The sequence below is a fragment of the Arthrobacter subterraneus genome, assembly GCF_900099735.1.
In the GTDB taxonomy this organism is placed as follows: Bacteria; Actinomycetota; Actinomycetes; order Actinomycetales; family Micrococcaceae; genus Arthrobacter_D; species Arthrobacter_D subterraneus.
The window spans coordinates 19,289-43,445 of the sequence record NZ_FNDT01000021.1 but is presented as its reverse complement, the minus strand read 5'-3'; the positions used below and the strand labels follow the sequence as shown (position 1 = coordinate 43,445).

The window sequence follows — 24,157 nt, the reverse complement described above, 5'->3', positions numbered from 1 at the left end:
CTGGACCTCGATGTGACGCGGACGCAGGACAGCCTGCTCGAGGAACATGGTGGGGTAACCGAACGCGGAATCAGCCTCGCGCATTGCAGCTTCGAGCGCCTCACGCAGGTTCTCCCGCTTGTCTACGCGGCGCATGCCTCGTCCGCCGCCGCCCGCTACCGCCTTGGCGAAAATCGGGAAACCGATCTCATCCGCCGCCGCAACGAGCTCCTCGAGGTCGGCGCTCGGCTTCGAGGACTTCAGGACCGGGATACCGGCCTGGCGTGCAGCTTCCAGGGCACGGACCTTGTTACCGGCCAGCTCCAGCACCTCGGCCGGCGGCCCCACAAAGGTGATGCCGGCGTCGGCTGCAGCACGCGCGAGGTTCGGGTTCTCGGACAGGAAACCGTACCCGGGGTAGATGGCGTCGCAGCCCGCGTCCTTGGCCACGCGGACGATCTCATCCACATCAAGGTATGCACGGACCGGATGGCCCTCCTCACCAATGAGGTACGCCTCGTCAGCCTTCTGCCGATGAATCGAATTACGATCCTCATGCGGGAACACCGCAACAGTCTTCGCGCCGGTTTCAAAACCCGCCCGAAATGCACGAATGGCGATCTCGCCACGATTGGCTACCAGAATCTTCGAGAACATGTACTGCCTATCTCCTGTCTTGGGCAGGGGCGAAGAAGGCCCACTACCAAGAACGTTTGCCAGATGACTATTAAGGCGCGTCGAGGCCCAAACTGCTGGTCAGATTCTGGCTTCTGCTCCCAGAGCGCGGTGTTCAAGTCTCATGAGCTGTGTGACGTGGTCAGGGGACAGCTCTTCTATGGACTTCACCTGAAGCAACTGCATGGTGCGTACGATCTGCTCCGAGAGGATCTGAATCGCGCGGTCCACGCCTTCACGTCCGCCGGCCATGAGCCCGTATAGGTAGGCGCGGCCGATCAGGGTGAACTTCGCTCCCATTGCCATGGAGGCGACAATGTCTGCCCCGTTCATGATCCCCGTGTCGATCATGACCTCGATGTCCTTTCCGACTTCTCGGGCGACAGTGGGCAGCAGGTGGAAGGGTATGGGTGCGCGGTCGAGCTGCCGGCCGCCGTGGTTGGACAGGACAATGCCGTCAACTCCCAGATCGGTGACCTTCCGGGCGTCCGCGAGTGTCTGCACACCCTTGACCACTAGTTTTCCGGGCCACATGGCGCGGATGATGCCGAGGTCATCAAAGCTGATCGTTGGATCCATTGCTGAGTTGAGCAACTCTCCGACGGTGCCTCCGGTGGATGACAACGAGGCGAACTCAAGCTTCGGCGTGGTGAGGAAGTCCCACCACCACCAGGGTCGCGGGATAGCGTTGAGGATAGTGCCAAGCGCGATTTGTGGGGGAATGGAGAAGCCGTTGCGCTTATCGCGCAGACGGGCGCCGGCGACCGGGGTATCGACAGTGAAGAAGAGTGTGTCGTACCCGGCGGCGGCCGCGCGCTCGACCAGCCCGTACGAAATTTCCCGCTGCTTCATAACGTAGAGCTGGAACCAGTTCCGTCCAGTCGGGTTCGCGTTTTTCACATCTTCGATGGAGGTCGTTCCGAGTGTGGAGAGCGTAAATGGTATGCCCGCCGCAGCGGCCGCGCTGGCCCCGGCGATCTCACCTTCGGTTTGCATGAGCCTGGTGAACCCCGTGGGTGCGATACCGAACGGCAGGGCGGAGGCGCCGCCGAGAATAGTAGTGGAGGTGTCCACCGTCGAGACGTCGTTCAGGATGGCGGGGTGGAACTCGACATCCTCAAACGCCTGGCGTGCGCGGCTCAAGGAAAGTTCTCCTTCTGCGGCGCCATCGGTGTAGTCAAAGGCAGCCGCGGGAGTACGACGCTTTGCGATGTCCCGCAGATCATGGATTGTCAGTGCCGAATCGAGCCTACGTTTACGTGGGTTGAGCTCAATTTTCTTGAACTGCAGCAGGTCGAAGATATCGGCTGTCCGTGGTACTTGTCGGGTAACCATTTGTTTCTCCTTGAATTCCTTCCGGATCTATTCAGTGCGTTTTCAGCGTGCTTATGGCCGATGGCTGGCGTTTCATCCAGCCGACAAGGGCGGCCAAACCTGCCAGGAGCAGTACAAGCATGATGGTTCCCAAATTGAGTCCGAGCCCGTGGATGAACACGTATGCGATCGATCCGGCCGCCAGACAGTAGTAGGTCGTGATGATGATTGTTTTGCGTAGTAGGTCTCCCTCTCGTCCGAGCAGGCCCACGGTGGCGGAGGCCGCGACAATGTTGTGGATCGCGATTGGATTACCGCCGGCGCCACCGACGGCTTGTGCTGCCACCACTGTTTCCGGAGGTACGCCGATGGTGCTGCCGGTGGAGAACTGGAACTGCGAGAAGGTCAGATTGGACACGGTGTTCGAGCCCGCGATGAAGGCACCCAGTGCGCCAATGAATGGCGCCACGACAGGCCATGCCTCGCCGGTCAGGGCCGCAGCACCTTCAGCTAGGACTACCGGCATGCTCGCAATGCCGGAATCGTTCAGATCGGGGCCTGACTGGATAAGAATGCGCACCAGCGGTACGGCGAACAGGAGTGCGACCGCAGTTCCTGCCAGCTGTGCGCCGGAAATCTTCCAGGTTTGGACAATCTGCCTCCCACTCATCCGGTGCAGCACGTAGCCTGCAATCGAGGCAAGGATAAGCATGAAGCCTGGGAGGTAGAACGGCTGTATTGAGGTTGTAATCCCGGTGCCGAGGATGTTCTCGAAAGGGATGGCAAGGCCCGTCAGGAAGGACTTGAGTGGTTCGATGACGCGGGTTGCCACCAGCAGGAGGCCCATCAGTACGTAGGGAGTCCAGGCGCGCACCTTGCTCATGCGCGCAGTAGTGTCCGTAGCTTCAGCGGGTTGGATGCGGCCTATCCACCGCTCGGCCCAGCCGGACCTTGGACCAAAGTCGAAGGTTTCCTTGGGCATGAGGAAGCCGCGGCCGGAGGTGTACATGACCAGTGTCAGGCCGATGATTCCACCGAGGAGTGAGGGAAATTCAGGGCCGAGGAAACGCGCGACCAGGACGTAAGGGACGGTCATGGCCAGTGAGGCGTAGATGGCGAACGGCCAGACGGCCAGACCGTCACGGAAGCGCCGTTCGGGGCCAAAGAATCCGGTCAGCATGCATGCCAGGAAGAGAGGAATGAGCAGGCCCACAATGGCGTGGATGAGAGCGACCTCGAATCCAATGGATGCGACAAAGTCAGGGAAGGTGACGCCGAGCTCGGCCATGCGCTCGTCGACCGCCGGATCTCCTCCGAGCCCACCGCCGACACCGATAATGATCGGGGTCCCGACCGCGCCGAAACTGACAGGTGTGCTTTGGATGATCAGACCGATCATTACCGCGGCCATGGCGGGGAAGCCGAGCGCCAAAAGCAGCGGAGCGACGACGGCGGCTGGCGTGCCGAAGCCTGAGGCGCCTTCAATGAAGCTGCCGAACAGCCAGCCGACGATGATCGCTTGAACACGCCTATCTGCGGAGATGTTGTTGAATCCGGCACGGATGGTGGACATCGCCCCGCCTACCGTCAACGTGGCCAGCAACAGCAGTGCGCCGAACACCACGTAGAGCAGGGTTGCCGCGATCACCAGGCCTTCGAGGGATGCGGCAAGGATGCCGGTGAAGTCCATCCGCCAGACCAGCATCGCCACGAGAACTGCAGCGATATAACCGACCGGCATGGCGAACTTCGCCGGCCAGCGGAATCCCGCCAAGAGAACACCCACAATGAGAATGGGCGTCAGCGCTAAGAGACTGAGTACTGCGAGATTGTCCACTATTTCGATCCTCTCTGACCGATTGGTGCTTATGGGGTACTGCTGCGCCGCTGAGGGTGGTCAGTTGACCTTTTAGTGGTCTGACCACTGAATGACCATAGGGGGTAAATGTGATCTACGTCAACCCGGTCTTGGTCAAGGCTCGGTCAAGGCGAAAAGGAATTCACCGGGGAAATCGCTTTCCTCCTGAGGTGTCGAGGCGTGACATCATTGGAGCATGAGCGAAAACGTCCCTAGTTCGTGGCTGGACAGCCCCACTTGGCGCCCGGTTGCACGCGCCCGCGCGCATGAGCTGGTCATCGAGGCAATTGAAGACCAGATTTTGAGCGGCGCGCTCAAAGTGGGGGATCCGCTACCGGCCGAACGTGAGCTTGCGGCGCGACTGCAGGTGAGCCGGGCGGGCGTCCGTGAGGCGATAAGAGTCCTTGAGGGACAAGGCGTACTTCGTTCCAGCGTCGGAGCTGGAGCGGAAGCGGGAACCTTCATAGCCTCCTTCTCAGGCGAAGCGCTTACCCGTTTCCTCCGGCTGCACATTGCCCTATCCAACTTCCAGCTCGCGGATGTCATCGACGCACGCGTGATGTTGGAACGATCCAGCGCCATCTTCGCTGCGGAGAACTTGAACGACGAGTCCGTGGCGGGCATTCGTGATCCGCTGAATCGCATGAACTCGGAAGCAATTTCCCGCGAAGAGTTCAACGATGCCGACACTGCGTTCCACGTTGCTATCGCGGAGGCAAGCGGAAACCGTTTGGTAGCGGATCTGACGATTGCAATCAGGGCCTCGCTGCGTGCTCCGATCCTGGAAGCGTTCCGTCAGTTGAACGACTGGTCGCCGGTTGTGACCATGCTGCGGGAACAACATCAGGCCATTTTCGACGCGATCATCGCGGGCGACGGAAAGCTCGCGGCGGACCTCACGGAGCATCACATTCGCGCTGCTTCAGGAGCCTTACCCGCTCTGCATAGCCCCGGCGAATGACCTGTCGATAGATCAGATCGCTCGAACGCCTGACGCTGGAATCCCGGTAACCATACGACGACGGCGACCGCTCACCATGAGGTGAGGGTCGCCGTCGTCGTTTGGCTCAGTTCGTTTGGTTATGAGACATTAGCGCCGGCGGTACCGGTTGACCATCGGGCAGTCAAAGGGGTCCCGGGCTGAGAGGCCCACCCGGTTCAGGTAGGAGACAACGGCGCCGTAGGACGCGGCCACCCCCACCTCGGTGTAGGGGACCTTGAGGCGCTCGCAGTGCTCGCGCACAATCACGGCCGCCCGGCGCAGGTGCGGGCGCGGCATGTCCGGGAAGAGGTGGTGCTCAATCTGGAAGTTCAGGCCGCCGTAGGCATTGTTGATGAAGTTGCCGCCGCGGATATTGCGCGAGGTGAGGACCTGCTTCTGAAAGAAATCCAGTTTGCTGCCGCGGGGGATGATCGGCATGCCCTTGTGGTTCGGCGCGAAGGAAGCGCCCATGTAGATCCCGAACACGGCCATCTGCACGCCGATGAAGGCGAAGGCCATCCCGACGGGCAGGAACCAGAACAGCACACCGAAAAAGAGACCAAAACGCACCGCAAGGAGCGCCAGCTCAACCCAGCGGCCCTGGATCGCCCCGGGGCGGAACAGCGTGGCAATGGAGCGGGCGTGCAGGTTGAGGCCCTCGAAGGTCAGCAGGGGAAAGAACAGGTAGCCCTGACGCCGGGTGACCCACGCCTGAATGCCCTTCGCCTTGGCGGCGTCTTCCTCGATGAACGAGATGGTGTCCACCTCAATGTCCGGGTCCTTGCCCACTACGTTGGGGTCATTGTGGTGGCGGGAGTGCTTGTTCATCCACCACTGGTAACTGATGCCGACGACGCCGGCGGCCAGGATGCGCCCGGACCAGTCGTTGGCGCCACGGGAGGCGAAGATCTGGCGGTGGGACGCCTCATGGGCGAGGAACGCGATCTGCGTGAGGACGATGCCGAGCACGCCGGCGACGAGGAGCTGGAACCAGGTGTCGCCCAGAAGGGCAAAGCCCGTCCAGGAAGCGCCGAGCGCCAGGCCGAGGCAGGCCATCACGGAAATGTAGAAGCCGCGCTTCCGAGTTAGGAGGCCTTCCCTGCGCACTTCCTTGAGGAGCGTCGTATAGGAGGCAACGACGTCGTTCGGTTTGGCAACGCGCACGGTGCGGGCGGGTGCAGTGATAGTCATGTAAATCCCTGAAGTCGATAACCGACTTCCCAGCCGCGGAGGGGTCCCCAAGATTCCCGAAGATGTCCCAAGGCTACAGGTTGCACCTGATGGTCGGCTGGAAGTATGCAGCCGGACGCTTACGTCCGCGCGCCTGTTGGCACAAAAACGTCGGCCGGCCGCAGGTCCGTCGCAACGTACCGACGGACCTGCAACCAGCCGACGAATCGAACCGGACCTACTCCACTACGGGGATGGACTGTGCCTTCAGGGCGTCGACGGTCTTGGTCTCGCCGTTCTGCAGGGCCTCGCTCAGCGTGGACTCACCACCGATTGCGGCGCCGAACCCGTCGGAGACATCGGTGTAGGTCTGGGTCATGGTGGGGCCCCACGTGAACTCGGGGTCAACGTTGCCGGAGGCTTCGGCGAAGACGTCGTAGACGGCCTGTCCACCAAAGAACTCCGACTCACCGGCGAACGCCTCGAGCTCTGATCCTGCCGATGCGGCCGGGTAGAGCCCGCCCAGCTCGTTGGCCAGGGCCAGCGCCTCCGGGTCGGTGTTGAGCCACAGCGCAAACTGGGAGGCTTCATAGGGGTGGTCGGACCCCTTCAGCACGGCGGTGGATGATCCGCCCCAGTTTCCGGCAGCGCTCTGACCCGCGTCCCACTGCGGCATCGGAGCAACCGCCCACTTGCCGGAGGTATCCGGCGCGCCGCTCTGCAGGGTGGAGGTACCCCAGACCGCGGACACCCAGGTCCACTGGTCGCCCTCGTTGAAGGACGCGTTCCACTCGTCGGAGAAGGAGGGCAGCGTGGAGACAAGGTCATCCTCGAGGAGGCCCTGCCAGTACTCGGCCACCTGGGTGGATTCCTCGCCGGTGAGATTGACCTCCCAGCCGTCTTCCTCGTTGCTGAACCACTCGCCGCCTGCCTGCCAGACGAGGCCGGCGAACCAGTTCACGTCCGAGCGCGGGAAGTTGGTGATGTAGCCGCCTTCCTCACGGATCTGCTCGGCGGCGGTGGCGTATTCTTCCCAGGTGGTCGGCACTTCGATGCCGGCCTGCTCGAAAAGGTCCGCGCGATAGAACATCGCCATCGGACCGCTGTCCTGCGGGATCGCGTAGACAGCGTCTTCTTCACCGAACGTCACCTGGTTCCAGGTCCAGTCGATGAACTGGTCCCCGGCGTCACCGATGCCTTCACAGGCGGCAATGTTCTCAAGTCCGTCCTGCACGCGGAAGTTGGGCAGTGCGTCGTATTCGATCTGGCCGAGGTCCGGGGCGTTGCCCGCCTGGAGCTGGTTGAAGAAGTTCTGGTACGTACCGGAGTTCCCGTTGGGGCCGGACTGCACGGTCACCTGGATGTCCGGGTTCTCCTCGTTCCAGAGCTCCACCACCTGGTCCATGCCCGGAACCCAGGTGGTGAAAGTCAGGTCCACGGGTTCGGTGGACGGCTCGCAGGCGGCCGGTTCCGTACCGCCGGCGGTGTTGGACCCGCCGGAGCAGCCCGCGAGGGCCAGCGCGGAGACCATGACGACGGCGGCGGTGGTCTTTCCGTGATGCATACGCATGTGTGTTTTTCCTTTTGTGTATGGGACGGTGCCGGAAGACGGGTGCCTTCCGGCGGTTGGGAGGTTTTGGGGATTACTTGACGCTTCCCGCACCGAGGCCGCTGCTCCAGAAGCGCTGCAAGCCGAGGAACGCGATGATGAGCGGGACGATCGAGACCAGCGCCCCGATGATCACGTAGGTACGCAGCTCCGGGATCTGGCTGATCTGGCTGTTCCAGGCATAGAGACCAAGGGTGACCGGGAAGAGCGCCTGGTCGCGGAGCATGATCAGCGGGAGGAAGAAGTTGTTCCAGATGGCCACGAACTGGAACAGGAAGATCGTCACCAGCGCGGGTGCCATCAGGCGGGTGGAGACGGTGAAGAAGGTCCGCACCTCACCGGAGCCGTCCAGCCGGGCCGCTTCGAGGAGCTCACCGGGCACGCTGGCTGCGGCGTAGATCCGCGCGAGGTACACCCCGAACGGGCTGACCAGACTGGGCAGGAATACCGCCCAGTAGGTGTTGGTGAGGTTCACTTCGCTGAAGATCAGGAACAGCGGCAGGGCCAGCGCTGTCGCCGGGACCAGCACACCGCTGAGGACCACGTTGAAGATCGCCTCGCGCCCCTTGAACTCGTACTTGGCCAGCGCGTAGCCGCACATGGCCGCAATGATGGTGCCGAGCAGTGCTCCCGCGCCGGCATAGAGCGCGCTGTTCACGAGCCACTTGACGAACAACCCGTCCTGGTACTGGAACAGTCCGGTGAGGTTGGTGAAGAAGGTGGAGATGGAATTCGGGGTGAACCAGAGCGGTGCCGTCCCGGTGATCTCGCTGCCGGTCTTCGTGGAGGTGACCAGCAGCCACCAGATCGGGGTCAGGAAATAGAGGGTGAAGACGCCCATGACGAGCATCGCGGCTGCACGGGACATCACGTTCTGACGTGGGCCCCGCGAGTGCGCCTTCTCGGCGGCGGTCAGGGGAGCGGCTGCCGTGGTCATTGGGATACCTTCCGCTGGGTGGCCTTCAGGAACACGAAGGAGAGGATGAACGTGGCGAGCGCCAGCACAACGGAGAACGCGGCTGCCAGGTTGTAGTTGGGAATCGACGCCGTGGTGTAGACGGCGAGGTTGGGCGTGTAGGTGCTGCTGATCGCAGAGCTGAAACTGCGCAGCGTCTGCGGTTCAGCGAGCAGCTGCAGGGTGCCGATGATGGAGAACACCGCCGTCAGGATGATGGCCGGGGTGACCAGCGGGATCTTGATGCGCCAGGCAATCTGCGTGTTGGAGGCACCGTCAAGCCGGGCCGCCTCGTAGATCTCCGTGGGGATGGCCAGCAGCGAGGCGTAGATGATGAGCATGTTGTAGCCCACGTATACCCAGGTCACAATATTGGCGATCGCCCAGAGAACCAGGGATCCGTCGAGGAAGTTGATCTCCGAGGTGACGGCACCGAACGGGGACAGCGACGGCGAGTACAGGAACCCCCACATGATCGCGGCGATCACGCCCGGCACGGCGTAGGGGGCGAAGAACGCGAGCCGGAAGAACCGCTTACCCTTCAGTAGCGGTGAGTCCAGCAGCAGCGCGAACAGCAGCGCCATCCCGAGCATCACCGGAACCTGCACCACGCCGAACAGGAGAACCCGGCCCACGGAGGCCCAGAATGCCTCGTCCTGGAAGACCAGCGCGTACTGGGTGAACCCTCCGAAGACCTGTTGCGGTGCACCGAACGTGCCTTGACGCTCGACCATCAGCAGCGACTGGATCATCGCGTAGATGATCGGTGCCGCATAGAAGAGAAGGAACAATACGGCGAACGGCGCAACGAACACCGTCACCGCCCTGCGCGTGCTGCGCCCCGTGTGGGGCGTGCGCGGGGATTTCTCCGCCGCCCGCGGCGGAGTCTGGGCCTGGTCCACGGTAGCCATTCAGTTGGCCTCCTTGCCTGTTGGGATGGTGCGCACCACGCGCACGCTGCCTTCCGGAACAACGACGACGTCGGCAACGTCCGTGCCGGTCACCAGTTCCGTTCCGGTGACGCGGTGCTTGTGGTCCTGTGTGGTGTGGTTGATCAGGAAGAGGTAGGTCCGGTCGCCGGCGACCCGTTCGATGGTCTCCACCCCGCGCGTCCCGGAGGCCGGGATGCCCGCGGAACGGGCAGCGTCGCTGAGGACCTCGAGCAGGGTTTCCTTGTCGAGGGAGGTGCCCAGGTACCAGGCAGTGCCGTTCCCGAAGGAATTCCGGGTCACGGCCGGAGTCCCGGAGAGGTGGCCGTCGGTGATGGTCAGGACGGGTTCCGCGGTGGTGGTGCGGAGCGCTTCGCTCCAGAGCTCCGCTGAGGTTCCGTTGGACAGTGCCAGCTGCCGGCCTGCGGCCAGCGGGTGGAATTCCTCGACCCGGACACCGAGCAGGTCGCGGAACGCGCCGGGGTAGCCGCCCGGGCGGACCCGCTCATTCTCATCGACGATGCCGCTGAAGAAGGAGATCACCGCGGTGCCGCCCTGGCGCACATAGTCGGTGAGCCGTGCGGCGTCGTCGTCCGTGACGAGGTAGAGCGCGGGCACGAGCACCAGGTCGTAGGCGGACAAGTCGCCGTCCGGCGGCAGGAAGTCGGCGGTGATGCCGGCATCCCACAGTGCGCCGTAGAGGGCGTGTACCTGGTCCAGGTAGCGGAGGTCCGAGGAGGGGTGGGACTCACCGTCGCAGGCCCACCAGGCTTCCCAGCTGAAGACGACGGCGGCGCGGGCGGTGACCGTGCTGCCGGCCACCTCGCGGAGGCGGCCCAGGGCGTCCCCGAGTTCGCTGACTTCACGCCAGATCTTCGAGTCGGTGCCGGCGTGGGGGAGCATGGCGGAGTGGAACTTCTCGCTTCCCTGCAGCGATGCCCGCCACTGGAAGAAGCACAGCCCGTCAGCGCCGCGGGCCAGGTGTGCCAGGGAATTGCGCAGCAGTTCACCGGGCGCCTTGGCGATGTTGCGGGGTTGCCAGTTGACGGCGCTGGTGGCGTGTTCCATCAGGAGCCAGGGGCGGTTCCGGGCGAGACCGCGGGTGAGGTCGGCGGCGAAGGCGATCTCCTGCACCGGGTCCTCCAGGCGGTGATCCGGGTAGTGGTCATTGGCGATGACGTCCATTTCCGGCGCCCACTGCCAGTAGTTCTGGGTGCGGATGTGGGCGGTGACCATGAAGTTGGTGGTGACCGGAAGGCTGCTGTGTGCACGCAGCACAGCGGTTTCCGCGCGGTAGTACCCGAGGAGTTCGTCTGAACTGAAGCGTCGGAAGTCGAGAACCTGGGTGGGATTCGGTGTGGCGTGCGGGGTGCGCGGGGGGAGGATCTGTTCCCACGCCGAGTACCGCTGGCTCCAGAAGGCGGTACCCCAGGCTGCGTTGAGGGCGTCCAGGGTGGGGTAGCGGTCCTGCAGCCAGCGGCGGAAAGCGTCCGCCGAGGTATCGCAGTAGCACAGCGCATTGTGGCAGCCGAGCTCGTTGGACACGTGCCAGAGGCGCAGGGCGGGGTGGGATCCGTAGCGACGGGCGACTTCCTCGACGAGCCGCAGGGCCGAAGTCCGGAAGATGGGGGAGCTGGGGCACCAGGCCTGGCGTCCACCGGGCCAGCGGGTGGCGCCGTCCGCGGTGACGGGAAGGATCGCGGGGTGCGCGGTGGTGAGCCACGGGGGAGGGGAGGAGGTGCCGGTCCCCAGGTTCACGCCGATGCCGTTGGCTGAGAGGAGGTCCATGACGGCGTCGAGCCGGTCGAAGGTGAACGTGTCGGCGTCGGGCTGGAGTTCTGCCCAGCCGAAGATGTTGATCGCGACGAGGTTCACGCCGGCTTCACGCATCAGCCGGACATCCTCAATCCAGGTGGCCTCATCCCATTGTTCGGGGTTGTAGTCGCATCCGAACACCAGTCCGCCGTCCGGGGCAAGCTGGGTAACCGGGGAAGAGTTGGTCTGCACGCTGATCCTGACTTGTACTGGCCTATTGCTTCTGTGAACGTTCCCAGAGTCGGAAGCGCGAAGAGCGGTCGTCTTATCTGGGAGCGTTCACAGAGTAGCGTGCATCACATTGGGCTGTCAACGTTTCGCGTTGACTCATAGAAGATGCGCGCGTAGGAGGTATCGAAGAATCATTTGGTAATGCGCGCGTAGCGGTGTGTCTGCTGTGGCCGGTTTCGTGGTGGCGGTAGGCCTGCGGCTATGGAGCTGACGATGGGTCAACGTAAGGCTGTTACCAAGGCTATGGCGACGAGATATGCGCGTTCGAGCCGGGCGGGAAAGAAAACCATCCTCGATGAGTTGTGTGCGTTGACCGGATGGCATCGTTCGCATGCGCGGAAGGTGTTGAAGCAGGCGTTGGTCCTGAGGGAGGTCCAGGCCCGGCCGCCGCGGCCGCCGCTGTATGGGGAGGCGGTGATTACGGCGCTGCGGTTCTGCTGGGCGGTGCAGGGTACGCCGTGTGGGCGGCTGCTGGCTGCGGCGCTGCCGGATCTGGTGCCGCGGTTGCGCCGGCACGGTGAGCTTGAAATTGATGAGTCGACAGCGGAAGCGTTACTGCGGATTTCCTCGGCCACGATAGATCGGCGGCTCAAGGCTGACCGGGCGAAGCTGGATCCGCGTGGCCGGTCTCATACCAAGCCCGGGACGCTGTTGAAGGACTCGATTCCGATGCGCACCTGGGCCGAGTGGGACGATAACCGGCCGGGTTTTGTGGAGATTGATCTGGTCGGCCACGAGGGCGGAAACAACCACGGTGAATTCTGCTTCACTCTGGATATCACCGACATCGCCACGGGCTGGACGGAGACCCGGTCGGTACGGAATAAGGCGCAGAAATGGGTGTTGGCTGCCATACAAGACGCCGTTGCGGCGTTCCCGTTTCCGGTCCTTGGGGTGGATTCGGACAACGGGTCAGAATTTATCAACTGGGAACTGTTCCGCTGGTGTGAAGAGCAGAAGCTCACCTTCACCAGGTCGAGGTCCGGGAACAAGAATGACGGCGCTCACGTGGAGCAGAAGAACTGGCATGTGGTCCGTCAAACGGTGGGCTACCACCGTTATGACACTCCGGTCGAGTTAGAGCTGCTGAACAGGATTTGGCTCTTGCAGAGCCTGCTGACAAACCACTTCGCGCCACAGCAGAAACTGGTTTCGAAAGAGCGCCGCGGCGCGAAAGTGATCAAGAAGTACGACACCCCGGCCACCCCCTACCAACGGGTCATCAACGATATCGGCACGGTCCGCAAGAGCACCAAAGCGAAACTGGCGCGGCAGAACACGCCCCTGAATCCAGCAGCACTCCAGCGGCAGGTTCAGGCACTCACAGCCGAACTGCTCACAGTCACGACCAGCAAACAAGGACCCAAAACCAAACCCGCCACGCGCGCACTTTCGAATGATTCCACGAAGGAATCTACGCGCGCATCTTGACATGATTCCTCAGGCGTTTTCTCCCCGGCGCGGGCACCGCAGGCTCGGTTACAGTAAGCGGTATGGACTCCACCCGCACGCGCCGGCGGCGCGCAACGATCAACGACGTTGCCTCCGCCGCGGGCTTGTCCCGGGGCACTGTGTCCCGCGTGGTGAATGGGGAGAAGTACGTTTCGCCCGAGGCCAAAATGGCCGTCGAGTCAGCCATTGCGAAGGTCGGTTACGTGCGCAATTCGGCGGCGCGGAACCTGGTGCGCCAGGAGTCCCGGGCCATCGGGCTGATCATCCACGAGCCGCACTCACTGCTCTTCGAGGACCCGAACATCGGGTCCATCCTCCTCGGCGCCAACTCGGTGCTCTCCGCCGCCGACTACCAGCTGGTTTCCCTGATCATCGACACCGCCCGCGACAGCCAGAGGGTGGCGGACTATCTCCGCGGGGGCCTGGTGGACGGCGCCGTCATCATTTCCGCACGCACTGCCGATCCAATTGCGACGGCGGTGCGGAACCTCGGAATCCCGGCCGCCTTTGTTGGCCATCCGCCGGGAACCCCTGACCTCCCGTACGTGGGGATCGACAATGTGAGCGCCGCCCGGGCCATTGTCGAGCGGCTGTTGGCCACCGGACGGAAGAAGGTGGCCATGATCGCGTGCGCACTGGACCGCGACTCCGGCCAGGACCGGCTGGAGGGCTTCCGGACGGCCGTCGGGGCGGCGTTCCGCCCCGATCTCGTGATCGAATTCCCGCTCTACACCTACGCTGCCGGAGCTGACGGGATGGCGGAACTCCTCCGCCGACACCCGGACCTCGATGGCGTTTTTGCCGCGTCCGACGCAGTGGCGGCCGGGGCCATGGCCACGCTCCAGGAGCACGGGCGCCGGGTGCCGGAAGACGTCGGCATTGTCGGCTTCGATGACAGCAGCTGGGCACTGCGCTGCAAACCGCAGCTGTCCACGGTGAAGCAGCCCGCTGACCTCCTGGGGCGGGCGGCTGCCGAGTTGGTCCTCGCGCAGATCGAGGGCAAGGATGCCGAGGTGCGGATGCTTGAGACGTCCGTGGTCTGGCGGGAATCGGCCTGAGCCCGCCGCCTTCTGCCGTCCGCCTGCCGCGTCAACCCATGGCCGCCTTTGGACGAGCCGCCGCATAACCTTCCCGCAACACCGGCCGCCGTTGCATTCCGCAGGTACCCCGGCTGTGTGATGCTAAGTCTCAGCGGCTGGGCGAAGGTGCTGAGACCTGGAAGGGAACCGGACTGTGTTGGTGGGAATCAAGCGGGAAACCCGGGCGGGCGAGCGCCGGGTGGCGGCGACCCCCGCCTCCGTCCGCCAACTGGCGAAGCTCGGCCTGGACATCGCTGTTGAATCCGGCGCCGGGGTCCACGCAGGGCACGACGACGCGGCGTACCGTGCGGCCGGAGCCCTCGTCGTCCCGACCCTCGACGAGAACACAATCGCCCCCGCGGTCCTGTGCCATGTCGCGCCGCTGACCGTGGAGGAAGCCTGCCGGCTGCGTCCCGGCACCATTACGGTGGGCTTCGCCTCCCCGGCAGCGGAACTGCCCACCGTCCGCGCCCTGGCCGAGGCAGGGGTGACCTCCTTTGCGCTCGAGCTCATCCCGCGGATTTCCCGCGCCCAGTCCATGGATGCGCTGTCCTCCCAGTCCCTCGTGGCCGGATACCGCGCGGTCCTCGAGGCGGCAATCCGTTTTCCCCGCTTCTTCCCCCTCTATATGACGGCGGCGGGAACCGTTCCCCCCGCCCGCGTCCTGGTGCTCGGCGCCGGCGTGGCCGGGCTCCAGGCGATCGGAACGGCGAAACGGCTGGGCGCCAGGGTCTCCGCGTATGACGTCCGCCCCGCCTCCAAGGATGAGGTCACCTCCCTGGGCGGCACCTTCATCCACCTCGACCTGGACGCCATTGAAGGCTCCGGCGGATACGCCCGGGAGATGAGCGAGGACCGGGCGGCACGTCAGCGGGAGCTCCTCGCCCCGCACATCGCGGCATCGGACGTCCTGATCACCACGGCTGCCGTCCCCGGCAAGCCCGCGCCGCTCCTGGTGACCACCGCCATGGTGCAGGGAATGAAGGGCGGTGCCGTCGTCGTCGACCTCGCCGCCGAGACCGGTGGGAACGTGGAAGGCACACGGGCGGGGCACAGCGTCGCGGTGCCGGGGGACGGTGGCACCGTCACCCTGGTGGGTATGAAGGACGCGGCCTCGGCCATGGCCGCCGACGCGTCGCGGCTGTTTGCCGCCAACGTCGCCAACCTGGTGGAACTCATGACCGTCGACGGTCGGGTGGTCCCGGACTTCGCCGATGACGTCGTTGCCGGAGCGTGCCTCACCTCCGAGGGCGCGGTGCTGCACCAACCCACTGCCGCCGCACTGGAAGGAGCCTCCTGATGGACCTGTCCACCCTGCTCACCGTGGTGGTGCTCGCCGTCTTTGTCGGCTTCGAGGTGGTCTCCAAGGTGACCAGCACCCTCCACACGCCGCTGATGTCCGGCGCCAACGCCATCCACGGGATCATCCTCGTCGGCGCCATCCTCGTGGCGGGGCAGGCCGCCGAACCGCTGCCATTGGGACTCGCACTGCTCGCGGTGCTGCTTGCCACGGTGAACCTGGTGGGCGGATTTGTAGTGACCGACCGGATGCTCCACATGTTCCGCGGCCGCACCCAGTCAGGGAACTCCGACCCGGAGCACGGCGCATGAACGTCCTCCCCTCCGAAGCCACGGCCCTGCTGTACCTGGCGGTCGCGGTCTGCTTCATCCTAGCGCTGAAGGGCCTGAGCTCCCCGCGCACCGCCCGCCGCGGCAACCTCATCGGTGCGGCGGGAGCGGCGATCGCCGTCGTCACCGTCTTCCTGTCCGCCCGGCTGGAGAACCTGCCGGCCATCCTGATTGCGGTGGCAGTGGGTGCCGCAATCGCCGCGCCCATCGCGCGGCGCGTCCACATGACCCAGATGCCGCAGCTGGTCGCGCTTTTCAACGGGGTCGGCGGCGGTGCGGCGGCGCTGGTGGCCATCCTGGAACTGGCAGCGCACGACGGCGCATGGGTGCGTGCCGCCGTCGTCTTCACTCTCGTGGTGGGTGCGGTGTCCTTCGCCGGCTCGGCGATCACCGTCGCGAAGCTGCAGGAACTGATGACCACCCGCCCGGTCATCTTCACCGGCATGCGGTTCGCGATGACCGCCGTCGTCGTTGCCCTTCTGGTGGCTGCGGTGCTGGTGACGGCGACGGGCAACCTGGTGTGGGCGAGCGTGCTGCTGCTACTCGGGCTGGCGGGTGGAGTGCTGTTGGTGCTGCCGGTCGGAGGCGCGGACGTGCCGATCGTCATTTCCCTGCTCAACGCGTTTACCGGGCTGGCCGTGGCGGCCTCCGGCGTGGTGCTGGACAACGTGCTGCTGCTCGTGGCCGGAACACTGGTCGGCGCCAGCGGCACCATCCTGACCCGGGCGATGGCCGCCGCGATGGGTCGCGGGGTCAGCGGGATCCTGTTCGGCGCGTTCCGCGGCGGGTCCACGGCCGGGGGAGGAACGGTGAGCGAGCGGCCGGTGCGGGCGTCGGGGCCGGAGGATGTCGCCGTCATGCTCGGGTACGCGCAGCGGGTGGTGATGGTGCCCGGCTACGGGCTTGCGGTGTCCCAGGGCCAGCACACTATAGCCGAGCTCGCGGACGCGCTGGAAGCACGGGGCGTCGAGGTTTCCTTCGCGATCCATCCGGTGGCCGGCCGGATGCCGGGGCACATGAACGTGCTGCTCGCGGAGGCTAACGTGCCGTACGAGTCCCTGCGGGAGATGGCCGAGGTGAACCCGGAATTCCGGAACGTGGACGTTGCACTGGTGGTGGGCGCCAACGATGTGGTGAACCCGGCGGCAAAGACGTCGCCCGGGTCACCGATCTATGGGATGCCGATCCTCGAGGTCTCTGATGCCGGGCAGGTGGTCTTCCTCAAGCGGTCCATGCGTCCGGGGTTCGCCGGCATCGAAAACGAGCTGCTGTATTCGCCGAAGACCACCCTGCTGTTCGGGGACGCCAAGGAGTCGCTGACGAGGGTGCTCGGTGCGGTGAAGGCGCTGTAGCGGACGCCGCACCGGGCACAAAAACGGCCCCCGGGTGCAGGACCGCCGGTTCGAACCGGCGATTCTGCGCCCAAGGGCCGTTTCTGTGCGAGGCGCGGTGCGCCCTGACGGTGCTTACCGGCGAACGCTGCGGTTGCGGCGACCGGATAGCGACTCGGCAACGCCGATCAGCAGAACCGCTGCGATGACCGCAACGATGAAGCCGAGCACGTTCAGCTCGAAGATTCCGCCGGTGTGGAAGAAGCTGGCAACCAGCCCTCCGATCACCGATCCGGCCAGTCCGAGCAGTAGCGTTGCGAGCAGCCCGAGGTTCTGCTTGCCTGGCTTGATGAGCCGGGCGAGCGCCCCGATGATCAATCCGGCAATGATAAAGCCAATCATGATGCCTCCTTTAGGTGGTGTTCCTTCCGAAAACACTAAGTCTGCTTTGCATCCGGAATCAACTTAGGGTGGGCTTCTTGACCCGACCGGTGCTCCCGCGGCGCTTCAGCTCCGGCTGGAAGGTGGTGTGCGCGGGTTCGGGATCCCCGTCACCGAGGAGCTGACGCAGCTCATGCCACGCCTGCTCGCCGATGTCATTGATCGCCACCGCCGCAGTGGTCAGCGGCGGCGTCGTGTAATTCGCAAACGGGATGTCGTCAAAGCCGGTCACCGAGATATCTCCGGGAACATCGACGCCCCGCTCATGGAGCCCGCTCAGCAGTCCCATGGCCACGAGGTCGTTGAAGGCCAGCACGCCCGTAGCGCCGGTTGCGAGAACCGCCACCGCGGACACATGGCCCGCTTCGAAACTCGAGCCCGCGGGGAGCGTGGTCAGCTCCACTTCCGGGTGGTCCACGCGGAACTTCTCCAGCCCCTGCAGGCGGGCCTGGTTGCCGGCGCTGCGTTCCGGTCCGGCGAGAAACACCAGTCGGGTGTGGCCGAGTTCCACCAGGTGCGCGGCCAGGTCCTGGATGCCCTGGCCGTAGTCCACTACGAGGCTGGGGGTCTGGGTGTCCGCCGTCGAACGGTTGATGAGCACCAGCGGCTGGAGGGACGGAAGCAGCGCCTCCAGCTCCGCTTCATTCATGCGTGGCGCGCAGAGTACGACGCCGTCACACCGCCGCCGTGCCTCGCCCGCCAGGATGGATTCCTCGCTGGAGACCTCGGAGGAGTCCGCAATCAGTACGCGGTAGCCGTCCTGGGCGGCGGCGCGGCTGACTCCGCGGAGCATGCCCTGGAAGGTGGGGTTGGCCAGGTCCGGAACCACAATCCCGATGGTGTCCGTCTTGCCGAGGGCCAGGCTCCGACCCACCGCGTTGGGGTGGTAGTTGAGCTCGGCTGCGGCGGCGCGGACCCGGGCGGCAATATCGGGGTCCACGCTGAAGTTGCCGTTCATGACCCGCGAGACCGAGGCCAGTGAGACTCCAGCCCGTTGCGCGACGTCGGTAATGCCTACCCTGCGGTTGGCTGTTTTCCTGGCCATTGCTTCCTCATCCGGATGGGGATCGGCGCCCCCGCAACGAATGGTTGACGGGCGTACCGGTGTGTTGATAGAAAGCATATAACCTTTCCAGAAAACGTTTTCTCGATTTCGCAGTTTTTTGGACGCACGCCTGACGGCCACCATAAGGAGCCACATGAGCACCGCCCCCCAGACTCTTCCCGCCGGGAACCCGGCCGCGGACCGCGAACGTACCCGACTGGCGCTGGTCGGCACCGGCGCGCGGGCAGAGATGTATGTCCGCGCCGCGCTCGGCGACCACGCGTCCTCCGCGGAACTCGTGGCCATCGCCGACACCAATCCGGGACGGGCCGGGTACTACCTCGGACTGGCAGCGGAGCTGGCTCCCGGCACGGAGATCCTCCAGTTCAGGCCCCAGGACCTGACCTCGTTCATCCGGGACAACCGGATTGACCGCGTCATCGTCACCACGCCGGACTACACCCACGCCGACTACATCGTTGAGGCGCTGGAAGCGGGCGCCGACGTCGTCGTAGAGAAACCGTTGACCATCGACGCCGAGGGCTGCCGCCGGATCTGCGACGCGATCGACCGGACCGGCCGCGACGTCGTCGTGACTTTCAACTACCGGTACTCGCCGCGCAACAGCGCACTGAAGGAGATCATCCAGAGCGGTGCAATCGGCACCGTCACCTCGATCGACTTCAGCTGGATGCTCGACACCGTCCACGGCGCCGACTACTTCCGCCGCTGGCACCGCCGCAAGGAGAACTCCGGCGGACTGCTGATCCACAAGGCATCGCACCACTTTGACCTGGTGAACTGGTGGATCGACGACGTGCCCGAGCGGGTCTACGCCAGCGGCGGCCTGCGCTTCTACGGCGACCGCAACGCTGCCGCGCGCGGCCTGGCCGACCGCCCGGAGCGCGGCACCACGGATGCCTCCGCGGGTGATCCCTTTGCCCTCGACCTGCGCGACGATGAACGCCTCAACGCGCTCTACTACGCCAATGAGCATCACGACGGCTACCAGCGCGATCAGGATGTCTTTGCCCCCGGCATCACCATCGAGGACAACCTCGCCCTGGTGGTGGACTACCGGACCGGGTCCACCCTGAGCTACTCCCTCAATGCGCACAGCCCCTGGGAGGGGTACCGGGTGGCGGTGAACGGAACCCTGGGCCGCGTCGAGCTTGAGGTGGTGGAGCGCGCAGCGGTGTCCGGCAGTACCGACAAGAAGAACGTCGTGGACCCGAGCGCCACACCGGTGGAGGAGGACGACGCCGTCCGTACCAACGGGGAGCGCCTCATCCTCCAGCGCCACTGGGAGCCCGCCGTCGAGATCCCGATTGTGAACGGGGAGGGCGGCCACGGCGGCGGTGATGCACTCCTGCTCGCGGACCTGTTCGAGGGTCCGGGGGAGGACCCGCTGGGCAGGCCGTCAGGCTACCTGGACGGATTGCGGGCCGTCGCCGTCGGAATCGCGGGGAATGCCTCCCTCGACTCGTCCATGCCGGTGCGCATCAGCGAACTGGACCTGGGCGCTGACCTCACCGCCCGGAAAGACGGGGTGCGCCGTGGCTGAGCGGGCACAGACCACCGTCCTCGTCACGGGAGGCTCCGGCAGGCTGGGCCGCAGCGTGGTGACCGGCCTGGCCGACGCAGGGTATGGCGTCGTTTCCGTGGATCGCACAACTGTTCCCGACGGAGTGTTCCCCGCAGGAATCCGCCAGGAGCCGGTTGACCTGCTGGCAGCAGGGGAGGCCCGCCGGGTCCTGGAAAAGCACCAGCCCGACGCCGTCATCCACCTCGCCGCGATCGCCGTCCCGTTCAGCGCGCCCGAGGACGTCATCCTGCAGACCAACAGCCAGCTCGCCTTCCAGGTGATGGGGGCTGCGACCGAGCTTGGCATCGGCAGGATCATCACGGCGTCCAGCCCCACGGTTCTCGGTTACGGGTCGCCGGCCGGCTGGGTGCCGGAGGCCTTCCCGCTGGACGAGGAGACCACGCCGAAGCCGTGGCACGCCTACGGCCTCTCCAAACTGGTGGCCGAGCAGACCATGCGGATGTTCGCGGCCGCGCAGGGGGACCGGCTCCGTTACGCCGCGTTCCGGCCCTGCTATGTCATCTCGCCGGAGGAGTGGGCGGGCGCGCCCACGCAGCAGGGGCACACCGTCGTCGAGCGCCTGGATGATCCGGCGCTGTCCGCGCCGGCGGTCTTCAACTATGTCGATGCGCGGGACGTGGCGGATTTCCTCGACGTGCTGCTGCAGTCCATGGACCGGATTCCGAACGGTGAAACGTTCTTTGTGGGCGCCGCGGATGCCCTGGCCCGTGAGCCGCTCGCTGAACTCATTCCGCGCTATCTTCCCGCCACCGGGTCGCTCGCCGCGAACCTCACCGGATCACGCCCGGCCTTTTCAGTCGATAAGGCCCGCCGCCTGCTTGGGTGGGAGCCGAAACGCAGCTGGCGTTCGGAACTCGCAGCGTCCGAGCTCGCCTCCGCTATCCAGGAAGCCAGGTAAGTCATGCAGTTCAATGGAGTGCTGTTTTTTCCCGTCACGCCCTTCTCCCCTTCCGGATCCGTGGACCCGGGCATGCTTCGCGAGCACATCGAGTCGCGGTTGCCCCACCAGCCGGGGGGTGTCTTCCCTGCGTGCGGTACCGGCGAGTTCCATGCCCTCGATCTTGAGGAGATCCGCGCCGTCGTGACAACCGCTGTCCGTGCCGTCAACGGGCAGGTTCCCGTGGTGGCCGGTACCGGGGGGCCGCTCGGCCATGCCCGCGCTGCGGCCCGCGCCGCCGAGGAGGCAGGGGCTGACGCTCTGCTGGTCCTGCCTCCCTACCTTGTCAAGGGGCCCACCGACGGCCTCATCGCGTACGTCGAGGCGGTGGCTGCGGCGTCGGGCCTGCCCGTCATCATCTACCACCGGGCCAACGGGGCCTTCACCGCCGACGCGGTGGCCCGGCTCGCCGCCAACCCCAAGGTGGTCGGGTTCAAGGACGGTGTGGGCGACGTGGGGTTGGCGCAGGAAATCGTCACTGCGGTTGCCGCCACGGGCCGTACCGACTTCCAGTTCTTCAACGGGCTCCTCACCGCTGAACTCAGCCAGGGCGCCTACCGCGGACTCGGAATACCGCTCTACTCGTCCGCGGCGTTCGCCATGGCGCCGGAGATCGCCACAGCCTACTACCGCGCCTACATCGGCAACGACGAACCGGCCCGGCACCGCCTGATCGAGGGCTTCTACGCCCCGCTGGTGCGCCTGCGCGACCAGACTCCCGGCTTCGGCGTCTCGCTCATCAAGGCCGGGCTGCGGCTGGATGGGCTCGACGTCGGTTCCGTCCGCCCACCGCTGGTCGATCCCTCCGAAAGCCAGCTGGTGGAGCTGAAGGCTATCCTCGCCGCCGGCCGTGAGCTTGCAGGCTCATGAACGCCAAGATCACCGGCCTCTCGGCCCGGCTTCTCACCGTTCCGCTGCCGCGCCCGTGGGGAGCGGATGTCCCCGAGAACCATTTCATCGCTACCACGGTAACCACCGACGACGGCGGTGTGGGCTCCGGATTCTCCTGGACTCCCACGATCGGCCCGCAGGCGGTGCTGGCGCTGCTGGAGCATGACATCGCGCCGTTCGTCGCGGGACTGCCCGCCCGCGCCGAGGAGGTGTGGGACGCACTGTGGGCCCGGCTCCACGAGGCCGGCGGGGGAGGCCTGACCACCATCGCGATGGCCGGCGTCGACCTCGCGCTGTGGGACCTGGCCGGGCGGCAGGCGGGCTGCTCCGTGCCTGACCTGCTGGGCCGCCGTCGTGAGACTGTGCCGGTGTACGGATCGGGAGTGAACCTGCACTACAGCCTGGAGGAGCTCGTCGAGCAGACCCAGCGCTGGGTGGACGAGGGCCGGCGGGCCGTAAAGGTGAAGGTCGGGAAGCCGGACCTGCGCGAAGATGCGGAGCGCATCGCCGCGGTCCGGAAGGTCATCGGCCCCGACCGTGCGCTCATGATCGACGCCAACCAGCGGTGGGACCTCCCCACTACGCTGCGTGCCCTCGACCGGCTCGGTGAGTACGGCCTGCACTGGCTCGAGGAACCTCTCCGCGCGGATGATCTCTCCGCCTACCGGCGGCTTCGACGCTCCACGTCCGTGCCCATTGCCCTGGGCGAGAACGTGCACACCATCTACCGGTTCCGCGACTTCATCGAGGCCGACGCCGTGGACATCATCCAGCCCAACATCGTCCGCGTCGGTGGAATCACGCCGTTCCGGCGGATCGTCGAATTGGCACGGGCCAACAGCATTGCCGTGGCGCCGCACCTGCTTCCGGAGCTGTCCGGACAGCTGGCCTCCACCCTTGCTGAGACGGCGTGGGTGGAAGCGGTCGACGGCGCTACGATGGCCGAGCTGGGCATCCTTGCCGGGCCCGCACCCGTCAGCATCACGGCAGCCGGGATGACGGTCACGGGCCAGCCCGGCCTCGGCCTGGAGCTCCGCCCCTCCCGTTGAGTTGGCAGGACACGCCGCTTTGCCGGCGCCATTGGGGGAGTGTCCTGCCAACTCACGGGCCGGGGTCACGGGCGGGGTGGAGCGCCCGGTCAGCGGATGCGAGGAGCAGATCCACCAGGCCGATCAGTTCCTCAAGGGCCACGTCCGGGTCCTCATCCGGAAGACTGCCACGCCGGGGCGGCTGTCCTTTCTCAAGGCCGGCGACGACGTCGACCGCCAGCTTCCAGCGGAGCGCGACTGACGCGTCGAAGCCGAGGCGAACCTCTTCTACGGTGACACTGGGTGCCTCCACGCGGAGGGCTGCGGCGTAACGTACCAGTGCTTCTTCAACCACCGGCAGCATGACGCCGGCCAGGGCATCGCCGCGGCGCACGGAGGAGAACACCAGGGACGCGAGATCCGCTCCCACCGGACCCGCTCCAACGGACTCCCAGTCAATCAGCACGGTTCGGCCGTGCGAGCGGAAGATGTTCGCGCCCACCGCATCGTGGTGACAGAGCGTCTGCGGCAGCGATTCGAGAATCGTCCGGTAGCGGGACTGGTCAAGGATCAGTTGCTCGGTCCGGGCCAGCCGGTCGCCAAGGCGGGTGACGGCGTCGGGGTGGGTTCGGCGCAGGGTGGCCAGCCCTGCTTCGACGGCTTCAGGCTGGCTATGCCGGTCAATCCATCCCGTGAAGTACCAGGGTTCTGCCGGCTCACGGACCAGCCATCTGCCGGCCATCCCGCCCAGATCCCGCGCTGCGGCGAGGATCGATTCGGCGTCCAGCGGCCTGGCCCCGTCATGGTGGATCTCCTCGAGCCAGAGGGTCCTTCCGCCGGTTTCATCCTGCAGCGCTCCATAAAGCTTCGGTGCGCCGATGCCGGGAGCGACGTCGTCGAGCAGTCCCGATCCGTAGGCCGCGAACTCCCGACTGCCGTTGTCCAGCAGATATGGCGAAGCCAGGCCCGGACCTTCGGTGCGCTTCTCGATCATGGTCCATGGAACCCGGATGCCGTCGGCGATCGCATAGCCCCGCAGCCGGCTCACCGTCCGGTGCGCGAGGAACGCGTCGTAGTCCAGAGGAGTTCGTTGGAGATCCGTCAGCTCCGTCACGCGCCCGCCGACTGCTTCGCCGACGGCTTCCCTGAGCGCTTCGTGCATCCCCACAGACTAACGGCCGGAAAGGGAATAACATCGGAA

Annotated in this window: 21 protein-coding genes; 10 read left to right on the top strand and 11 right to left on the bottom strand. The window is 65.5% G+C overall.

From position 1 onward, the window contains the following. The 3 genes from BLS52_RS15720 to BLS52_RS15710 form a co-directional block, all read right to left on the bottom strand. The coding region (locus BLS52_RS15720; protein ID WP_281241730.1) for a biotin carboxylase N-terminal domain-containing protein at positions 1–636 on the bottom strand (636 nt) is incomplete at its 3' end. Positions 637–735: 99 nt separating this feature from the next. Further along, positions 736–1,989 carry an alpha-hydroxy acid oxidase gene (locus BLS52_RS15715; protein WP_090587975.1) on the bottom strand — a complete coding sequence of 418 codons (1,254 nt, stop codon included), beginning with the start codon at positions 1,987–1,989 and terminating at the stop codon, positions 736–738. Between the two features lie 31 nt (positions 1,990–2,020). After that, entirely contained in the window at positions 2,021–3,805 is a 1,785-nt protein-coding gene (locus BLS52_RS15710; RefSeq protein WP_090587974.1) for an L-lactate permease, read from the bottom strand. Between the two features lie 217 nt (positions 3,806–4,022). Here BLS52_RS15710 and BLS52_RS15705 point away from each other — a divergent pair, with 217 nt between their 5' ends. Then, positions 4,023–4,787: a FadR/GntR family transcriptional regulator gene (locus tag BLS52_RS15705; RefSeq protein ID WP_090587972.1), complete on the top strand. Its 765-nt coding sequence runs from the start codon at positions 4,023–4,025 to the stop codon at positions 4,785–4,787. A gap of 129 nt (positions 4,788–4,916) precedes the next feature. On the opposite strand, the gene BLS52_RS15700 is transcribed toward BLS52_RS15705, so the two are convergent. The 5 genes from BLS52_RS15700 to BLS52_RS15680 all read right to left on the bottom strand — a co-directional run bounded on the left by BLS52_RS15700 (position 4,917) and on the right by BLS52_RS15680 (position 11,478). Then, positions 4,917–5,999, bottom strand: coding sequence for a fatty acid desaturase family protein (locus tag BLS52_RS15700; protein ID WP_090587970.1), 1,083 nt, complete (start codon positions 5,997–5,999; stop codon positions 4,917–4,919). A 217-nt stretch (positions 6,000–6,216) separates the two neighbouring features. Further along, a complete protein-coding gene (locus BLS52_RS15695) occupies positions 6,217–7,548 on the bottom strand; it encodes an ABC transporter substrate-binding protein (RefSeq protein ID WP_090587969.1) in 1,332 nt (443 codons plus the stop codon). Positions 7,549–7,621: 73 nt separating this feature from the next. After that, positions 7,622–8,455 carry a carbohydrate ABC transporter permease gene (locus BLS52_RS15690; protein WP_090587977.1) on the bottom strand — a complete coding sequence of 278 codons (834 nt, stop codon included), beginning with the start codon at positions 8,453–8,455 and terminating at the stop codon, positions 7,622–7,624. A gap of 65 nt (positions 8,456–8,520) precedes the next feature. Next, positions 8,521–9,453: a carbohydrate ABC transporter permease gene (locus tag BLS52_RS15685; protein WP_090587967.1), complete on the bottom strand. Its 933-nt coding sequence runs from the start codon at positions 9,451–9,453 to the stop codon at positions 8,521–8,523. Beyond that, the gene (locus BLS52_RS15680) at positions 9,454–11,478 is read right to left on the bottom strand and encodes a beta-galactosidase (RefSeq protein WP_090587966.1); all 2,025 of its coding nucleotides are present in this window, start codon (positions 11,476–11,478) and stop codon (positions 9,454–9,456) included. It lies immediately after the preceding gene. A 240-nt stretch (positions 11,479–11,718) separates the two neighbouring features. Here BLS52_RS15680 and BLS52_RS15675 point away from each other — a divergent pair, with 240 nt between their 5' ends. From BLS52_RS15675 to BLS52_RS15655, 5 genes are all read left to right on the top strand, one after another. Further along, a complete protein-coding gene (locus tag BLS52_RS15675) occupies positions 11,719–12,948 on the top strand; it encodes an integrase catalytic domain-containing protein (RefSeq protein WP_245702901.1) in 1,230 nt (409 codons plus the stop codon). A gap of 62 nt (positions 12,949–13,010) precedes the next feature. Continuing rightward, complete coding sequence (locus BLS52_RS15670) at positions 13,011–14,027, top strand: LacI family DNA-binding transcriptional regulator (RefSeq protein ID WP_090587963.1); 1,017 nt, start codon at positions 13,011–13,013, stop codon at positions 14,025–14,027. A gap of 175 nt (positions 14,028–14,202) precedes the next feature. Beyond that, entirely contained in the window at positions 14,203–15,348 is a 1,146-nt protein-coding gene (locus BLS52_RS15665; protein ID WP_090587961.1) for a Re/Si-specific NAD(P)(+) transhydrogenase subunit alpha, read from the top strand. After that, the gene (locus BLS52_RS15660) at positions 15,348–15,659 is read left to right on the top strand and encodes an NAD(P) transhydrogenase subunit alpha part 2 (RefSeq protein ID WP_026545304.1); all 312 of its coding nucleotides are present in this window, start codon (positions 15,348–15,350) and stop codon (positions 15,657–15,659) included. Before BLS52_RS15665 ends, BLS52_RS15660 begins: the two co-directional genes overlap by 1 nt. Continuing rightward, positions 15,656–17,029 (top strand): NAD(P)(+) transhydrogenase (Re/Si-specific) subunit beta, encoded by a 1,374-nt coding sequence (locus BLS52_RS15655; RefSeq protein ID WP_090587960.1) that lies wholly within the window; start codon positions 15,656–15,658, stop codon positions 17,027–17,029. Before BLS52_RS15660 ends, BLS52_RS15655 begins: the two co-directional genes overlap by 4 nt. A gap of 114 nt (positions 17,030–17,143) precedes the next feature. On the opposite strand, the gene BLS52_RS15650 is transcribed toward BLS52_RS15655, so the two are convergent. Together BLS52_RS15650 and BLS52_RS15645 are read right to left on the bottom strand one after the other, a co-directional pair. Then, positions 17,144–17,410, bottom strand: coding sequence for a GlsB/YeaQ/YmgE family stress response membrane protein (locus BLS52_RS15650; protein ID WP_026545306.1), 267 nt, complete (start codon positions 17,408–17,410; stop codon positions 17,144–17,146). 58 nt (positions 17,411–17,468) lie between these two features. After that, on the bottom strand, positions 17,469–18,494 hold the full coding sequence (locus tag BLS52_RS15645) for a LacI family DNA-binding transcriptional regulator (protein ID WP_090587958.1): 1,026 nt from the start codon (positions 18,492–18,494) through the stop codon (positions 17,469–17,471). Positions 18,495–18,648: 154 nt separating this feature from the next. Here BLS52_RS15645 and BLS52_RS15640 point away from each other — a divergent pair, with 154 nt between their 5' ends. Genes BLS52_RS15640 through BLS52_RS15625 form a run of 4 tightly spaced genes read left to right on the top strand, consistent with a single transcriptional unit; the run spans position 18,649 to position 22,977 of the window. Beyond that, positions 18,649–20,058: a Gfo/Idh/MocA family protein gene (locus BLS52_RS15640; protein WP_090587957.1), complete on the top strand. Its 1,410-nt coding sequence runs from the start codon at positions 18,649–18,651 to the stop codon at positions 20,056–20,058. Continuing rightward, positions 20,051–20,998 carry an NAD-dependent epimerase/dehydratase family protein gene (locus BLS52_RS15635; RefSeq protein ID WP_245702900.1) on the top strand — a complete coding sequence of 316 codons (948 nt, stop codon included), beginning with the start codon at positions 20,051–20,053 and terminating at the stop codon, positions 20,996–20,998. The genes BLS52_RS15640 and BLS52_RS15635 overlap by 8 nt, the downstream gene beginning before the upstream one ends. Positions 20,999–21,001: 3 nt before the next feature. Beyond that, positions 21,002–21,907: a 5-dehydro-4-deoxyglucarate dehydratase gene (locus BLS52_RS15630; RefSeq protein ID WP_090587954.1), complete on the top strand. Its 906-nt coding sequence runs from the start codon at positions 21,002–21,004 to the stop codon at positions 21,905–21,907. Further along, positions 21,904–22,977, top strand: coding sequence for a mandelate racemase/muconate lactonizing enzyme family protein (locus BLS52_RS15625; protein WP_090587952.1), 1,074 nt, complete (start codon positions 21,904–21,906; stop codon positions 22,975–22,977). The genes BLS52_RS15630 and BLS52_RS15625 overlap by 4 nt, the downstream gene beginning before the upstream one ends. A gap of 52 nt (positions 22,978–23,029) precedes the next feature. On the opposite strand, the gene BLS52_RS15620 is transcribed toward BLS52_RS15625, so the two are convergent. Next, a complete protein-coding gene (locus tag BLS52_RS15620; protein ID WP_090587951.1) occupies positions 23,030–24,118 on the bottom strand; it encodes a phosphotransferase family protein in 1,089 nt (362 codons plus the stop codon). Positions 24,119–24,157: the final 39 nt, after the last annotated feature.

Coding starts and splice junctions, on each gene's coding strand:
- BLS52_RS15715 (WP_090587975.1), bottom strand. CDS start 1,989: ATGGTTACCCGACAAGTACCACGGACAGCCGATATCTTCGACCTGCTG.
- BLS52_RS15705 (WP_090587972.1), top strand. CDS start 4,023: ATGAGCGAAAACGTCCCTAGTTCGTGGCTGGACAGCCCCACTTGGCGC.
- BLS52_RS15700 (WP_090587970.1), bottom strand. CDS start 5,999: ATGACTATCACTGCACCCGCCCGCACCGTGCGCGTTGCCAAACCGAAC.
- BLS52_RS15695 (WP_090587969.1), bottom strand. CDS start 7,548: ATGCGTATGCATCACGGAAAGACCACCGCCGCCGTCGTCATGGTCTCC.
- BLS52_RS15690 (WP_090587977.1), bottom strand. CDS start 8,455: ATGTCCCGTGCAGCCGCGATGCTCGTCATGGGCGTCTTCACCCTCTAT.
- BLS52_RS15685 (WP_090587967.1), bottom strand. CDS start 9,453: ATGGCTACCGTGGACCAGGCCCAGACTCCGCCGCGGGCGGCGGAGAAA.
- BLS52_RS15675 (WP_245702901.1), top strand. CDS start 11,719: ATGGAGCTGACGATGGGTCAACGTAAGGCTGTTACCAAGGCTATGGCG.
- BLS52_RS15670 (WP_090587963.1), top strand. CDS start 13,011: ATGGACTCCACCCGCACGCGCCGGCGGCGCGCAACGATCAACGACGTT.
- BLS52_RS15660 (WP_026545304.1), top strand. CDS start 15,348: ATGGACCTGTCCACCCTGCTCACCGTGGTGGTGCTCGCCGTCTTTGTC.
- BLS52_RS15655 (WP_090587960.1), top strand. CDS start 15,656: ATGAACGTCCTCCCCTCCGAAGCCACGGCCCTGCTGTACCTGGCGGTC.
- BLS52_RS15650 (WP_026545306.1), bottom strand. CDS start 17,410: ATGATTGGCTTTATCATTGCCGGATTGATCATCGGGGCGCTCGCCCGG.
- BLS52_RS15645 (WP_090587958.1), bottom strand. CDS start 18,494: ATGGCCAGGAAAACAGCCAACCGCAGGGTAGGCATTACCGACGTCGCG.
- BLS52_RS15640 (WP_090587957.1), top strand. CDS start 18,649: ATGAGCACCGCCCCCCAGACTCTTCCCGCCGGGAACCCGGCCGCGGAC.
- BLS52_RS15630 (WP_090587954.1), top strand. CDS start 21,002: ATGCAGTTCAATGGAGTGCTGTTTTTTCCCGTCACGCCCTTCTCCCCT.
- BLS52_RS15625 (WP_090587952.1), top strand. CDS start 21,904: ATGAACGCCAAGATCACCGGCCTCTCGGCCCGGCTTCTCACCGTTCCG.
- BLS52_RS15620 (WP_090587951.1), bottom strand. CDS start 24,118: ATGCACGAAGCGCTCAGGGAAGCCGTCGGCGAAGCAGTCGGCGGGCGC.